We start from the raw sequence: 14109 nt of genomic DNA on the forward strand, positions 1-14109 counted from the left end.
CCCATCCCGAACTCGGAAGTGAAACGTAGCTGCGCCGATGGTAGTGTGGCCTAAGCCATGCGAGAGTAGGTCATCGCCAGGGTTTATACCCAAAAACCCCGCTGCTCACGCAGCGGGGTTTTTCTTTGTGCGCAGGAAATACCCGCTAGTGCCGGCCGCGGGCCGGCAGATGCGTGGATGCCGCCGCCGCGTACGGTGCTGCCAACCAAGGTTGGCAACTACCAACGGCGGGGCCGGATGTGCCCTCCACACACGCACAAAAAAGCGGCGCCCAGAGGGCGCCGCTTTGTGTACAGCTCGGCGGCGGGGGGACTTACTTCGCCGCAGCGGCAGGTGCCCTCGGCCTTCATCATCGTGTCGCGGGCAGCCTTGAACGGATTGCCTTCGTAGCCGTTGAACCAACGAACCCTGCCGCGAACCGCGCCCAACAAAAAAGGCGGCGCCCTGCGGGCGCCGCCTTCCATGGAGCATGGCGCAGGGCCGGCTCAGTCGATCAACGCCGCCTCGCGCTGCCGGAACACCGATACCGCTTGGTTCAGTGCGCCTGCCTGCGACTGCAGTTCACGTGCCGCTGCAGTGGCTTCTTCCACCAGGGCCGCATTCTGCTGCGTGGCCTGGTCCATCTGCACCACCGTCTGGTTGATCTGCTCGATACCGGAGGACTGCTCCTGCGATGCTGCCGAGATCTCGCGCATCAGGTGGCTTACGTTCTCCACGCCGCCGACGATGCCCTGCATGCGCTGTCCGGCATCGGCCACCAACTGGGCGCCCTCGCCGACCTGACGACCTGCCTCGTCGATGAGGACCTTGATCTCCTGGGCTGCCGCCGCCGATCGCTGCGCCAGCACACGGACCTCGCTGGCGACGACCGCGAACCCGCGGCCTTGCTCGCCGGCGCGTGCCGCTTCAACCGCAGCGTTGAGCGCAAGGATGTTGGTCTGGAAGGCAATGCCGTCGATCACGCCGGTAATGTCGCCGATCCGCTTCGACGCGCCTTCAATGGCCTGCATGGTGTCGACCACCCGCTGCATGGCGTGGTTGCCATCACTTGCCGCGCCCTGGGTGGAGGCGGCCAGCTCACTGGCCTGTCGCGCGTGCGCTGCATTCTGGCGCACGGTGGCGGTCAGCTCTTCCATCGAAGCGGCCGTTTCCTGCAGATGCGCAGCCTGTCGCTCGCTGCGCTCGGACAGTGCGCCGTTGCCGGCGGCGATCTCGCTGGCGGCCGTGCTGATGGTGGTGGCGCAGTGCTGGATGTGGCCGACCATGCGTGCCAGCTGGCCGGCAGTGGCGTTGGCATCGCGCTGGATGGCGGCGAACGCGCCGTGGTACTCGCCCTGCATGCGGCGGTCGAGATCGCCGTTGGCCATCGCCGAGAGCATCTGCCGCACTTCGTCGACCGTGCTGCCCAGGGTGTCCAGCAACTGGTTGATGCCACCGGTCAGGCCGTCGAGGAAGCTGGCGCCTTCGCTGGCCTGCAGGCGCTGTTCGAGATCACCGTGTGCGGCGGCATCGACAATCCCGGCAACGGCATTCTCCAGCGTCAGCTCATGGGTGCGGTCATGCCATTCCACCGCAAAGCCCAGCCGCGCGCCCTGTGCATCGAACACCGGGGTGACCACCTGGGCGAAATGCACCGGCCCGATCCGTACCTTGCCGTGATGCGTCACCTGCAGCCCGTTGAGGATGCCGCGGATGCGGTCCGGGTTGGCATGGAAACGATGGATGCTGCTGCCGACCAGCCGCTCTGCGTCGAAATCGGGGAACGCCTGGCGCAGTGTGGCCTGCTGGTTGCGCAGCAGTGCCACCACCGAGCGGTTGACGTAGCGGATGACGTGATCGTTGTCGGCAATCATCATCGCCGTGCGCGAGGCATCAAGTGCCTGGCGGATCTGCGCGTTCTCGGCGTGCGCCTCGGCTTCGCGGCCACGCTGCGCCTGCACGTGACGTGCGGTATCGGCCAACGCGTGGGCCAGTGAACCGGGTGCGTAGCTGCGTGCATCGCTGTGTGCACCGAGGTCGGCGCACGTGGCGATGGCGCGTGCCAGTGCGGCCAGGCGGTGCGGTCCGTGCCCCAGCGCTTCACTCTGTTGGCGCAGGCGCGCGGCGGTCTGGCCCAGAACCAGCGTCAGCACCGCCAGGGCAGTGGCGTTCAACAGCGGCGGCAGGACGGCCGCTCCTTCAAGCAACGGTGCCAGTACTGCAATGACGCCGATGGCGCCGGCCAGCCACAACGGCAGGCGGTCACGCTGGGTGAGCAGCACGCCCAGCAGCAGCGCGATCGGCAACGCGGCATTCAATCCGCCGATATGGCAGAGCAGGCCCAACTGCAGTGACAGCAGTACCGCCAGACCGTTGCGCGCGATGGCGTGGCCGGCTTGGCGCAAGCCCAGCCAGGCGGCTGGCAGCACCGCGACGGCAACGGCGCTCGCAGCGGGCAGCGAAGTGCCGCACAGAGCCAGCACAAGGCCGATCAACGCAAATACCACGCTGCCCAGCAGCAGGCGACGATCGCCCCGCTGTGCCAGCTGTTGCAGATAAGGGACATGGCCCTGGTCGGGCGGGCGGGAGGACGCAATGGACATCGGCAACTCCTGGATCAACGGACGGCAGCGGCCATGCAACGCGCTGCGCGGATTAGCGCAACGACGGCAGGGTCGGGAAATTCGGGGAATGCGGCGCAGGCTGCGACGCGGAGGACAGACACCGTGACCACATCCTGTGGATGACGGTGCAGCAGACGGGACATGCGGTCTTCCTTGCAGAACCAGGAACGAGCCGCAGGCACAAAGGGCCTGCGTGCTGTGGGCGCAGGGGCCCACTACCGTTCTATCGGCCGCACTGGCGCAGAGTGAAGTACGCGCAGCCGACGATGGTCAGCGCGCGTTGCTGTTTCCGCTCAGGAATGCATCGATGACCGCGGCAACCTGTGCCGGGTGTTCCATGTGCAGATGATGGTTGCCGGGGAATACCGCCAGGCGGCCATCACGCAGGTGCTGCAGGCGCTCACTGCGCATCGGCTCGGGATAGTACGACTGCGCAGGCGTGGCGTAGATCACCTGGGTCGGGCAGCTGATGGCCTGCAGCAGGTTGTCGATCTGGCCTTCGCTGAGACGGATCGCAGTGGGCAGCATCAGGCGCGGATCGCTGCACCAACGATAGCCGCCTTCGACCGGCTCGACACCGCGTTCGACCAGCAGGCGTGCGCAGCCTTCGCTGAGCTGGTTGGTCATCATCCGCGCCCGGATCGGTGCGGCCAGATCGGGGAACACGCGCAGCTGCTTGCGTGCGAGTGCACGGGTGGCATCGACGTGTTCGCGCAGACGGTTGGCGGTGTCTTCTTCCGGTCCGCGCAGGCCGCCGAGCGCCTCGATGGCGACCAGGCGTTCGATGCGATCACTGACCGCTGCGGTGAGGCTGGCGATGCCGGCACCCATCGAATGGCCCATCAGGGTGAACCGGTCCCAGCCCAGCGCGTCGGCGACATCGAGCACATGGGTGATCGCCGCCGGCGTGGTGTACACCGCACCAGTGGGCAGATGTGCGCTGTGGCCGTGTCCGGGCAGGTCGATCGCCACCAGATCCAGTTGTGGCAGATGCGGCGCCAGCGGTACGAAGCTGGCCGCGTTGTCGAGCCAGCCGTGCAGGGCCAGCACGCGCGGTCCGTCGCCCGCACGGCGCAGGCCGGCAACGCGGACGCCTGCGACCTGCAGTTCAAACGGCTGCAGGGTCATGCCAGCGAGGCCACGGCCAGCCGAGCCAATGCGCGGGCGTGTTCCGGCTCGGCGTTGAGGCAGGGGATGTAACGCATCTGCGCGCCGCGCTCGGCCAGCGTTTCGGTGAAGCCCATGGCGACTTCTTCCAGTGTTTCCAGGCAGTCGGTGGCAAACCCGGGGCAGACCACATCGATCTGTTTCACGCCCGCTTCGGCCAGCTCCCACAGGCTGGGTTCCGCGTAGGGCTGCAGCCAGCGTTCGCGGCCGAAGCGCGACTGGTAACCCAGCTGCCACTCGTCTGCGCCCAGGCCCAGCGCCGCGGCGATCGCGCGTGCACTGGCCTCGCAGCGCTGCGGATAGGGATCGCCGGCATCGGCAAGGCGTTGTGGAATGCCATGGAAGGAGAACATCAGCTTCTGGCCGCGACCCTGCTGCTGCCAATAGCGCTGGATCGAGCCGGCGACGGCGGCAACCCAGTCGGGATCGATCGAATAGTCCTGCACCAGACTGACGGTGACCTGCGGGTTCCTGCGCTGCCAGGCATCCACGCGGTCTTCGACCGAGGCGGTGGTGGTGGTCGAATACTGCGGATACAGCGGCAATACCACGATGCGGCGCACGCCCTCGGCGGCCAGCCGATCCAGTTCGGCGGTCAGCGCAGGTTCGCCGTAGCGCATCGCGTGGCGTACGCGCAGCGTCGGCAGCAATGCCTGCATGGCCTGCGCCAACTGGCGGGTGTGGACCATCAGCGGCGAGCCTTCCGGCAGCCACACCTGGGCGTACTTGGCGGCCGAACGGCCACTGCGCAGCGGCAGGATCAGGCCGCGCAGCAGGGGCTGCCACAGCAGTGCCGGTAGGGCGACCACGCGCGGGTCGGACAGGAATTCGGCCAGGTAACGACGAACAGCGGGAGCCGTCGGCGTCTCGGGCGTGCCTAGGTTGACCGCCAATACGGCGGTATCGGGTGCGTCGAGCATGGGCGCTATTGTCGCCGATTCCATCGTCACGTCGGCATGCAGGCTTCGCATCGATGTCATTGCTGAGGCCAATGTGCGCAGGCAACGCTCATTGGGGATTCATCACAACACTACTAATTTCAGTCACTTGCTATATCTTCCTATGGACTGACTTCTGGAGCCTGCCATGCGTCGCCCGATCCAAGCCCTGCTGATCGCCGCCAGCCTGCTGTCCAGCCAGGCCATGGCCGGACCGCAGGAAGACCAGCGCGCCCGCAACGCGGTGCGTGTACTGGCTGAAATCCAGGGAATCCCTGAACAGGGCATTCCGGACAAATTGCTCGACGAAGGCCGCGCGGTCATCGTCATTCCCGACACGATCAAGGCCGGTCTGGTGATCGGCGGACGCCGTGGCCACGGCCTGATGTCGGTGCGCATGCCCAACGGTGCGTGGTCCAACCCGGTATTCATCAAGCTCACCGGCGGCAGCATCGGCTTCCAGGCCGGTGTGCAGTCCTCCGACGTGGTGCTGGTGTTCCGCAACGACCGCAGCCTGGACAACCTCGTCAACGGCAAGTTCACCCTCGGCGCCGATGCCGGTGTGGCCGCCGGTCCGGTGGGCCGCAATGCCGCCGCCGCCACCGATGGCCAGTTGAAGGCTGAGATCTGGTCGTGGTCGCGCGCCCGTGGCCTGTTCGCAGGCGTTGCCTTGGATGGTGCGATCCTGCAGATCGACGATGCCGCCAATCTCGACGCCTACGGCAGCAACACCACGCCGCGGATGATCTTCGAGGGACGCGCGGCTGGCTCGCCGTCAATGGATGTGGTCGCTTTCCGTGATCGCCTGGAAGAGGCGACCTACGCGGCGCGCAACAACCGCAACGGTGGCAATGACGCACCGCGTCCGGCCGCCGCTGCAGCGCCCCCCCCGGCGCCTGTTCAGGCAGCACCTGCGGCACCGGTTGAAGCGACCACGGCGCCGCTGCAGGCCGTGCCGCAGACCCCGCCGCCGGCCCAGCAGGGTTTCCAGCCGGTCAATGACGGTGAAATCCGCACTGAAACGCTGGGCAACAACTGACTTTCGTCACGCGCGCCGGCTTACAGCCGGTGCGCTATGCTCGGCAATCTGATCACTAACGTAACGAGCGACTTATGGGCAGTTTCAGCATCTGGCATTGGTTGGTCGTGCTCGTCATCGTCCTGCTGGTGTTCGGCACCAAGCGCCTGACCAGTGGTGCCAAGGATCTCGGCTCGGCGGTCAAGGAATTCAAGAAGGGCATGCACGACGAAGACAAGCCGAACGCACAGTTGGGCGACGAGTCGCGCAGCCAGGACGCCGCGCGCACCGCGCAGGACGAGCACGACCGCAACGCGCGTTGATCCGGAGCGGTTGCGGTGTTTGATATCGGCTTCAGCGAACTGCTGGTGATCGCGGTTGTCGCCTTGGTGGTGCTCGGACCTGAGCGCCTGCCCAAGGCGGCCCGCTTCGCCGGGCTGTGGGTGCGCCGCGCGCGTAATCAATGGGATTCGGTCAAGCAGGAACTGGAACGCGAACTGCAGGCCGAAGACATCAAGCGGCAGATGCAGGACGTGCGCCAGGGCATGCAGGACACCGAGAACCAGCTGCGTGCCAGCGGTGAAGCCGTGCGCCGCGAGGCCGAGCAGATGCAACAGCACAGCGACACGCTGGCGCAGCAGGTGCGTGCACCCGCCCCGGCCGAACAGCCCCCACATCTGGTGGAGGCGACCGGGCCGGTGGTGGCTTCGGCGGAAGGTGCTGCCAATGCGCCCATCACCGTCGAACCTGCGGGCGATACCGATGCTGATGCCGCGGCCGAAACACCCGCCCGCACGGAGCGCCCGTCATGAGCGAACACGACTTCGGCGAAAGTTCGCTGGTGGAACACCTGGTTGAACTGCGCGCGCGCCTGGTGCGTGCGCTGCTGGGCCTGGGCGTGGTTCTGCTGGGCCTGCTGCCATTCACCCAGAAGCTCTACAACGCATTGGCCGAGCCGCTGATCTCGCAGTTGCCCAACGGGCAGACGATGATCGCGACCAATCCGGCCGGCGCCTTCTTCGCGCCGTTGAAGCTGACGTTCTTCGTGGCCTTGTTCGTGGCCGTGCCGTGGCTGCTGTACCAGCTGTGGGCCTTCGTTGCGCCTGGCCTGTATGCACGCGAGAAGCGCCTGGCGATGCCGCTGCTGGTCTCGTCGGTGCTGCTGTTCTATACCGGCTGCGCCTTCGCCTATTTCCTGGTGCTGCCGGCGGTCTTCCACTTCCTCACCACCTTCAGCCCGGAAGTGATCGCGATCACGCCGGATGCGAATGCCTACCTGGATTTCGTGCTGGCGATCTTCTTCGCCTTCGGCGGCAGCTTCGAATTGCCGGTGGCGATGGTGATCCTGGTGCTGCTGGGCTGGATCACGCCGCAGCAGTTCAAGGAAGGGCGCGGCTACGCGATCGTCGGCATCTTCGTGCTCGCTGCGATCCTGACCCCGCCGGATGTGGTGTCGCAGCTGATGCTGGCGATCCCGATGTGCCTGCTGTACGAGCTGGGCATCCACGCCGCGCGCTGGCTGGTGCCGTCTTCGGTGGTCAAGAAGCCCGCAGCCTGATTCCGGATGGCGCCGGCCATGCCCGGCGTTCGTGGGGCGAGGTGATATCCATCCGCCGGGCATGGCCCGGCGCTACCGTTGAGCGCCTGCTCAGGCGTGGAAGACGTCGTTGGCAGGCGGCGACTGCGGCACCGGCGGTGCGCCGCGGCTGCCGCGATGCACGAACATCTGCTTCCAGGCCGCATAGACCGCGCCGACATACAGCGGCATCAGCACCGTGGTGAACACCAGCTGCGCGATGAATGCCGCCGCCAATGGGCCGCCGATCAGCATGCCGAGCTGGACCACGATCACGAACAGCACATAGACGCAGAACGCGGCGATCAGGCCGAGCACGGTGAACACGGCGGTGGCGCCGATGTTCTCGATGCAGCCCTGCAGACTCAGGCGCAGCGCATGCATGCCGCTCTGGCGGTCGAACACCACCAGTGCCGGCTGGGTGAACATCGCCAGGGTCAGCGCCACGGCGGTGCAGAACACCAGCAGCATCCACAGCGCGATGCGCTGCGCCGGCAGGTTGGCGACCAGTTCGGCGGCGGTTTCCGGGCTGATCTGCTGCCCGCTGCGGCCGAGTTCCTGCATCTTGGTCATGGTGTCGCTGAAGGCGGTGAAGCCCTCGCGGCCGATCATCAGGTACAGCAGTGCGCCGAGCAGCAGCACGGCCAGCACCTGGATCGCCAGCGGCACCAGCAGGTGGCTGACACGGCGGTCGCGGATCGGCTGCAGCAGGTGGGTGGCCAGGCCGGGACGGCCCTGGTCGATCTCACCCATGGCGTACAGCATGCCGCCGAACATCACCGGTGAAATCACCAGCGTCATCATCTGCAGGGCAAGGCCGGCGGTGCCGGGCAGCATCGTCCCCAGCAGGGTGACCACCCAGTTCACCAGCAGCCAGGTCAGGCCGATCCGCGCCAGCTGCAGCGGCGCACGCCGATACAGCGAGAACGTATCCAGCAACCACTGGGCGCCCGCCGAGGCTGGCAGCTTGCGAATCTCTTTCATGGACATCCGGGAGGGACAGGAGGGGCCGGGCGGTGTGCCCGTGCCGCCGATTATCCCTGTTTTGCCACCGGCTGGGCTGAAGACAGCCGGGCCTGGCGGACAAAGCGCCGCAACAGCTGCCGGGCCAGCGGGGCGGCGCTGACCGCGCGCTCGATGCTGCGCGCACATCCCCCGTGCCGGCCGATGCAGTCAGCGCGTGCGCGCACGTAGCCACGCATGTGGTGGGTGGCAAATTCCGGATGGAACTGCACGCCCCAGGCCTGGCGGCCCCAGCGGAAGGCATGGCAGCCATCCAGCGGCGAGCGCGCCAGCACGGCGGCACCCTCGGGTACGCGCAGCACGGTCTGCAGATGGGTGGCATGGGCCGCGAAGTGGCTCGGCAGGCCCTGGAACAAGGGGTCCTGCGCGGCCTGCGGGTCCAGTGCCAGTTCAATCGTTCCCGATTCGCGCCCGGCGGGGTTGTAGGCCACTTCGCCGCCCAGCGCGTGGGCCAGCAGCTGGTGGCCGTAGCAGATGCCGAACACCGGCACGTCGTCGTGCGCGGTCTGCCGCAACCAGGCGGCACTGCGTTCGCTCCATTCGGCATGGTCGGTGACGAACGCGGCCGAGCCGGTCACCAGCACGCCGGCGAAGTCGCGCGGATCGGGCAGGTCGGCGCCATGCTCGACGTCGACCACGACGGTCTCGTGTTCTTCCAGGCCAGCGGCCACCCGGATCCAGTGCGGAAAGCGCCCGTAACGGCGCAGCGACGGCACGGGGCGGCCGGTTTCAAGGATCAGGAAGGGCGCTGGATTCATCCGGGGGAGGCAGTACTGACAGGACTTCCTCGATTGTAGTCAGCCCCTGTGCCACCTTTTCAAGCCCGGCCTGGCGCAGGGTTCGCACGCCTTCAGCACGCGCGGCACGGTTGAAACCGGCCAGATCCATGTCCGCACGGATCAGCCCGCGCAGGCGCGAGCCCAATGGCAGCAGCTCATACAGGCCGATGCGGCCGAGGAATCCGGTGCGCCGGCACTCCAGGCAACCGACCGGCCGACAGGGCGTGGCGGCATCTGGATATGCAGCTTCGCTATCAGCCAACACCGCCCAATCGGCCCTGCCGAGGGTGTGCGGCTGCTTGCAGTGCGGGCACAGGGTGCGCACCAGGCGTTGGGCGAGGATGCCGTTGACGGTGGATGACAGCAGGTAATGTGGCACGCCCAGGTCGAGCAGGCGGGTGATGGCCGAGGGCGCATCGTTGGTGTGCAGGGTGGACAGCACCAGGTGGCCGGTCAGCGAGGCCTGCACCGCCATCTGCGCGGTTTCCAGGTCGCGGATTTCGCCGATCATGATGATGTCCGGGTCCTGCCGCAGCAGGGTGCGCACACCGCTGGCGAAGTCCAGGTCGATGTTGGTCTGCACCTGCATCTGGTTGAATTCCGGCGCGATCATCTCGATCGGGTCTTCCACCGTGCACACGTTGACGTCCGGCGTGGCCAGCCGCTTCAGGGTGGAATACAGGGTGGTGGTCTTGCCCGAACCGGTCGGGCCGGTGACCAGCACGATGCCGTGCGGACGCTCGACCAGGGCGGTCCAGCCCGCTGCTTCCTGCGGGCTGAAGCCGAGCTGGTCGATGCTCTTGAAGGCCGCTTCCGGGTCGAAGATGCGCATCACGCACTTCTCGCCGAAGGCGGTCGGCATGGTCGACAGGCGCATTTCCACTTCCCGGCCGCCGGGCGAGCGGGTCTTGATGCGGCCATCCTGCGGGCGTCGGCGCTCGGCCAGGTCCATGCGCCCGAGCACCTTGATGCGGCTGACCACGGCGGTCATCACCGCAGGCGGCACTTCGAACACCTTGTGCAGCACGCCGTCGATGCGGAAGCGCATGCGGCCCATTTCGCGGCGTGGCTCCAGGTGGATATCCGACGCGCGCTGTTCGTAGGCGTACTGCAGCAGCCAGTCGACGATGTGCACGATGTGCTGGTCGTCGGCATTGACGTCGCCGGTGCGGCCCAGTTCGACCAGCTGCTCGAAGCTGGGCAGGGTGGTGTTGGCCTCGCCACGCACGTCGCCACGGGCACCGCGTACCGAGCGGGTGACGCCGAAGAACTCCATGGTGTAACGGTGCAGGTCGAGCGGATTGACCACCGCCAGCTCGATGCGCAGGCGGGTCAGGTGCTGCAGGTCGCGCAGCCATTCCTGTGCCAGCGGCTCGCTGGTGGCCACCAGTACGCGCTCGCCATCCACCGCCAGCGGCAGGAAGCGATGCCGGCGCGCATAGGCGTGCGAGGCCACGGCGGTGACCGAGGCGACGTCGACCCGGGTTGGATCGATGCGCAGGTAGCGGCTGCCGGTGCGCTGGGCCAGCCACTCGGTAAGGCGTTCCAGATTGAGGTCGCCGCCGTCGCTGGCGGCCAGCTTGAGGTTGGACAGCAGCACCAGCGGATGTACTTCACTGGCATTGCGGGCGCCCTGCGCGGAAAAATGGATGCGCTCGCGCTCGTGCGCAGCCACCACGCCATCGGCCAGCAGGGCCGCCGCAACCTGTTCGAACTGCAGGCGACCGGGCGGCAACGGCACCGCACCAGGCTCGCCGGGCGTGCCCGTGGGCAGCCGATGTTCCATCTACCTGCTCCTTCCGGGTACGGAATGCCCCGCAGGTCGGCCGTTATACTAGCGCACCCCTTTGCCGGCCAAGACTCGTCCGCATGTCCGCGACCCCGACCGTTCCGATCACCTTCCAGGGCCTGATCCAGACCCTGAACCAGTTCTGGGCCCAGCAGGGCTGCGTGCTCATCCAGCCGCTCGACCTGGAGGTGGGCGCCGGTACGTTCCACCCGGCCACCTTCCTGCGTGCGATCGGTCCGGAAACCTGGAACGCGGCCTACGTGCAGCCCTCGCGGCGCCCGACCGATGGCCGTTACGGCGAGAACCCGAACCGCCTGCAGCGCTACTACCAGTACCAGGTGGCGATGAAGCCGGCGCCGGACAACATCCAGCAGCTGTACCTGGATTCGCTGAAGGCGGTGGGCATCGATCCGCTGGTGCACGACCTGCGCTTTGTCGAGGACAACTGGGAATCGCCGACGCTGGGCGCCTGGGGCCTGGGCTGGGAAGTCTGGCTCAACGGCATGGAGGTGACCCAGTTCACCTACTTCCAGCAGGCTGGCGGCCTGGAGTGCCGGCCGGTGCTGGGCGAGATCACCTACGGTCTCGAGCGCCTGTGCATGTACCTGCAGAACTGCGACAACGTCTACGACCTGGTGTGGACCTACGGCCCGGACGGGCAGCCGGTGACCTACGGCGATGTCTACCACCAGAACGAGGTGGAGCAGAGCACCTACAACTTCGAATACGCCGACGTGGAAGAAATGTTCCACCGCTTCGACGCCTGCGAGCGTGAGGCGCAGAAGCTGGTGGACGTGAACCTGCCGCTGCCCGCCTACGAGCAGGTGATGAAGGCCAGCCACACCTTCAACCTGCTGGATGCGCGCCGGGCGATCAGCGTGACCGAACGCCAGCGCTACATCCTGCGCGTGCGCGCGCTGGCGCAGGCGGTGGCCAAGGCCTACTACGAGCAGCGCGAGAAGCTGGGCTTCCCGGGCGCGAAGAAGGCCTGACGGCCCGTTCTCCCATCACGCGTTTCACCTACTACCCCAGGGGCGCCGGCCGCGTCGCGCGCTGCGCCCCCACCACAGGATCGAACCGATGAGCCACTTGTCTCCCCTGCTGATTGAACTGGGCACCGAAGAGTTGCCGGTCAAGGCGCTGCCGGGCTTGGCCCAGGCCTTCTTCGACGGTGTCGTCGACGGCCTGCGCAAGCGCGGCGTCGAACTGGAACTGGGCGATGCACGCCCGCTGTCGACCCCGCGCCGCCTGGCCGTGCTGCTGCCGGGCGTTGGCTTGGAACAGCCGGAACAGCACAGCGAAGTGCTGGGCCCGTACCTGAACATCGCGCTGGATGCCGAAGGCCAGCCGACCAAGGCGCTGCAGGGTTTCGCGGCCAAGGCCGGGATCGACTGGACCGCGCTGGAGAAGACCAGCGACAACAAGGGTGAGCGCTTCGTGCACCGCGCGGTGACCCCGGGCGCGCGCACCGCTGCGCTGCTGCCGGAGATCCTGCGCGAGGCCATTGCCGGCATGCCCATCCCCAAGCCGATGCGCTGGGGCGACCACAGCTGGGGCTTCGCCCGCCCGGTGCACTGGCTGGTGCTGCTGCACGGCGGTGAGGTGGTCGAGGCCGAACTGTTCGGCCTGAAGGCCGACCGCATGAGCCGCGGCCACCGCTTCCTGCACGACAAGACCGTGTGGCTGACCCAGCCGCAGGACTATGTGGAATCGCTGCGCGCCGCCTTCGTGCTGGTCGATCCGGCCGAGCGCCGCCAGCGCATCGTCGCCGAGGTTGAAGCCGCTGCAGCCACCGCCGGTGGCAGCGCACGCATCACCGAGGACAACCTGGAGCAGGTGGTGAACCTGGTCGAGTGGCCCTCGGCGGTGCTGTGCAGCTTCGAGCGCGCGTTCCTGGCGGTACCGCAGGAAGCGTTGATCGAGACGATGGAGATCAACCAGAAGTTCTTCCCGGTACTGGATGACGGCGGCAAGCTGACCGAGAAGTTCATCGGCATCGCCAACATCGAGTCCAAGGACGTGGCCGAAGTGGCCAAGGGCTACGAGCGGGTGATCCGCCCGCGCTTCGCCGATGCCAAGTTCTTCTTCGACGAAGACCTGAAGCAGGGCCTGCAGGCGATGGGCGAGGGCCTGAAGACGGTGACCTACCAGGCCAAACTGGGCAGCGTGGCCGACAAGGTCGCGCGCGTGGCGGCGCTGGCCGAGGTGATCGCCGCGCAGGTGGGGGCCGACCCGGTGCTGGCCAAGCGTGCCGCGCAGCTGGCCAAGAACGACCTGCAGTCGCGCATGGTCAATGAATTCCCGGAACTGCAGGGCATTGCCGGCCGCCACTACGCGGTGGTCGGTGGCGAGTCGCCGGAGGTGGCACTGGCCATCGACGAGGCCTACCAGCCGCGCTTCGGTGGTGACGACATCGCGTTGTCGCCGCTGGGCAAGGTGCTGGCGATCGCCGAGCGAGTGGACACCCTGGCCGGCGGTTTCGCCGCGGGCCTGAAGCCGACCGGCAACAAGGACCCGTTCGCCCTGCGCCGCAACGCGCTGGGCCTGGCCCGCACGATCATCGAAAGCGGCTTCGAGCTGGACCTGCGCGCGCTGCTGACCAGCGCCAATGCCGGGCTGGCCGTGCGCAACGTGCAGGCTGACGTGGCTGAGCTGTACGACTTCATCCTCGATCGCCTGAAGGGCTATTACAGCGACAAGGGCGTGCCGGCCAGCCACTTCAATGCGGTGGCCGAGCTGAAGCCGGTCTCGCTGTACGACTTCGACCGCCGCCTGGACGCGATCGGGATCTTCGCCGCGCTGCCGGAAGCCGAGGCGCTGGCCGCGGCCAACAAGCGCATCCGCAACATCCTGCGCAAGGCCGACGGCGATATTCCGGGCCAGATCGATGCGGCCCTGCTGCAGGAAGATGCCGAGCGCGCGCTGGCGGAAGCCGTGACTGCAGCCATCGACGACACCGGCGCCAGCCTGCACCAGAAGGACTACGTGGCCGTGCTGGCGCGCCTGGCGCGCCTGCGTCCGCAGGTCGATGCGTTCTTCGACGGGGTGATGGTCAATGCCGAGGATCCGGCACTGCGCGGCAACCGCCTGGCGCTGTTGACGATGCTGGGTGAACGCCTGGGCAAGGTCGCGGCGATCGAGCATCTGTCGAGCTGATCGGTAGCCCATCCACGCATGGCGTGGATCTACTGGGCAACCGTCACGCATGGTGTGGAT

At 67.2% G+C, this 14109-nt stretch carries 12 protein-coding genes; 6 read left to right on the forward strand and 6 right to left on the reverse strand.

Features of this window, described 5'->3' with window-relative positions:
- Positions 1-485: 485 nt before the first annotated feature.
- The 3 genes from GIW57_RS03610 to hemH all read right to left on the reverse strand — a co-directional run bounded on the left by GIW57_RS03610 (position 486) and on the right by hemH (position 4690).
- Positions 486-2582 (reverse strand): methyl-accepting chemotaxis protein, encoded by a 2097-nt coding sequence (locus GIW57_RS03610; protein ID WP_236509178.1) that lies wholly within the window; start codon positions 2580-2582, stop codon positions 486-488.
- A gap of 291 nt (positions 2583-2873) precedes the next feature.
- Complete coding sequence (locus GIW57_RS03615; protein ID WP_100461957.1) at positions 2874-3731, reverse strand: alpha/beta hydrolase; 858 nt, start codon at positions 3729-3731, stop codon at positions 2874-2876.
- On the reverse strand, positions 3728-4690 hold the full coding sequence (hemH, locus tag GIW57_RS03620) for a ferrochelatase (protein WP_100461958.1): 963 nt from the start codon (positions 4688-4690) through the stop codon (positions 3728-3730). Before hemH ends, GIW57_RS03615 begins: the two co-directional genes overlap by 4 nt.
- 166 nt (positions 4691-4856) lie before the next feature.
- Between hemH and GIW57_RS03625 the strand changes: the two genes are divergently transcribed.
- The 4 genes from GIW57_RS03625 to tatC all read left to right on the forward strand — a co-directional run bounded on the left by GIW57_RS03625 (position 4857) and on the right by tatC (position 7284).
- Entirely contained in the window at positions 4857-5747 is an 891-nt protein-coding gene (locus GIW57_RS03625) for a YSC84-related protein (protein WP_100461959.1), read from the forward strand.
- A gap of 74 nt (positions 5748-5821) precedes the next feature.
- Positions 5822-6049: a Sec-independent protein translocase subunit TatA gene (tatA, locus tag GIW57_RS03630; protein ID WP_100461960.1), complete on the forward strand. Its 228-nt coding sequence runs from the start codon at positions 5822-5824 to the stop codon at positions 6047-6049.
- Positions 6050-6064: 15 nt separating this feature from the next.
- Entirely contained in the window at positions 6065-6538 is a 474-nt protein-coding gene (gene tatB, locus GIW57_RS03635; protein WP_236509179.1) for a Sec-independent protein translocase protein TatB, read from the forward strand.
- Positions 6535-7284, forward strand: coding sequence for a twin-arginine translocase subunit TatC (tatC, locus tag GIW57_RS03640; RefSeq protein ID WP_099819942.1), 750 nt, complete (start codon positions 6535-6537; stop codon positions 7282-7284). Before tatB ends, tatC begins: the two co-directional genes overlap by 4 nt.
- Positions 7285-7374: 90 nt before the next feature.
- On the opposite strand, the gene GIW57_RS03645 is transcribed toward tatC, so the two are convergent.
- Genes GIW57_RS03645 through GIW57_RS03655 form a run of 3 tightly spaced genes read right to left on the reverse strand, consistent with a single transcriptional unit; the run spans position 7375 to position 10890 of the window.
- Positions 7375-8286: a BPSS1780 family membrane protein gene (locus tag GIW57_RS03645; protein WP_089237918.1), complete on the reverse strand. Its 912-nt coding sequence runs from the start codon at positions 8284-8286 to the stop codon at positions 7375-7377.
- A 50-nt stretch (positions 8287-8336) separates the two neighbouring features.
- A complete protein-coding gene (locus GIW57_RS03650) occupies positions 8337-9083 on the reverse strand; it encodes a glutamine amidotransferase (RefSeq protein WP_100461962.1) in 747 nt (248 codons plus the stop codon).
- Positions 9055-10890 carry a GspE/PulE family protein gene (locus GIW57_RS03655; RefSeq protein ID WP_236509180.1) on the reverse strand — a complete coding sequence of 612 codons (1836 nt, stop codon included), beginning with the start codon at positions 10888-10890 and terminating at the stop codon, positions 9055-9057. Before GIW57_RS03655 ends, GIW57_RS03650 begins: the two co-directional genes overlap by 29 nt.
- An 83-nt stretch (positions 10891-10973) precedes the next feature.
- Here GIW57_RS03655 and glyQ point away from each other — a divergent pair, with 83 nt between their 5' ends.
- Together glyQ and glyS are read left to right on the forward strand one after the other, a co-directional pair.
- Positions 10974-11885: a glycine--tRNA ligase subunit alpha gene (gene glyQ, locus GIW57_RS03660; RefSeq protein ID WP_099819939.1), complete on the forward strand. Its 912-nt coding sequence runs from the start codon at positions 10974-10976 to the stop codon at positions 11883-11885.
- An 88-nt stretch (positions 11886-11973) separates the two neighbouring features.
- Positions 11974-14049, forward strand: a complete 2076-nt coding sequence (glyS, locus tag GIW57_RS03665; RefSeq protein ID WP_236509181.1) for a glycine--tRNA ligase subunit beta — start codon at positions 11974-11976, stop codon at positions 14047-14049.
- Positions 14050-14109 lie beyond the last annotated feature (60 nt).

Origin of the sequence: Stenotrophomonas sp. PA-6-5C, assembly GCF_021605635.1 — a bacterium.
Classification (GTDB): Bacteria; Pseudomonadota; Gammaproteobacteria; order Xanthomonadales; family Xanthomonadaceae; genus Stenotrophomonas; species Stenotrophomonas lactitubi.

What these genes read in the sequence shown, in the direction of transcription:
- glyS (WP_236509181.1), top strand. Translation starts at nt 11,974, where the DNA reads ATGAGCCACTTGTCTCCCCTGCTGATTGAACTGGGCACCGAAGAGTTG.
- tatA (WP_100461960.1), top strand. Translation starts at nt 5,822, where the DNA reads ATGGGCAGTTTCAGCATCTGGCATTGGTTGGTCGTGCTCGTCATCGTC.
- GIW57_RS03610 (WP_236509178.1), bottom strand. Translation starts at nt 2,582, where the DNA reads ATGTCCATTGCGTCCTCCCGCCCGCCCGACCAGGGCCATGTCCCTTAT.
- tatC (WP_099819942.1), top strand. Translation starts at nt 6,535, where the DNA reads ATGAGCGAACACGACTTCGGCGAAAGTTCGCTGGTGGAACACCTGGTT.
- GIW57_RS03655 (WP_236509180.1), bottom strand. Translation starts at nt 10,890, where the DNA reads ATGGAACATCGGCTGCCCACGGGCACGCCCGGCGAGCCTGGTGCGGTG.
- GIW57_RS03615 (WP_100461957.1), bottom strand. Translation starts at nt 3,731, where the DNA reads ATGACCCTGCAGCCGTTTGAACTGCAGGTCGCAGGCGTCCGCGTTGCC.
- GIW57_RS03625 (WP_100461959.1), top strand. Translation starts at nt 4,857, where the DNA reads ATGCGTCGCCCGATCCAAGCCCTGCTGATCGCCGCCAGCCTGCTGTCC.
- GIW57_RS03650 (WP_100461962.1), bottom strand. Translation starts at nt 9,083, where the DNA reads ATGAATCCAGCGCCCTTCCTGATCCTTGAAACCGGCCGCCCCGTGCCG.
- GIW57_RS03645 (WP_089237918.1), bottom strand. Translation starts at nt 8,286, where the DNA reads ATGAAAGAGATTCGCAAGCTGCCAGCCTCGGCGGGCGCCCAGTGGTTG.
- hemH (WP_100461958.1), bottom strand. Translation starts at nt 4,690, where the DNA reads ATGCTCGACGCACCCGATACCGCCGTATTGGCGGTCAACCTAGGCACG.
- glyQ (WP_099819939.1), top strand. Translation starts at nt 10,974, where the DNA reads ATGTCCGCGACCCCGACCGTTCCGATCACCTTCCAGGGCCTGATCCAG.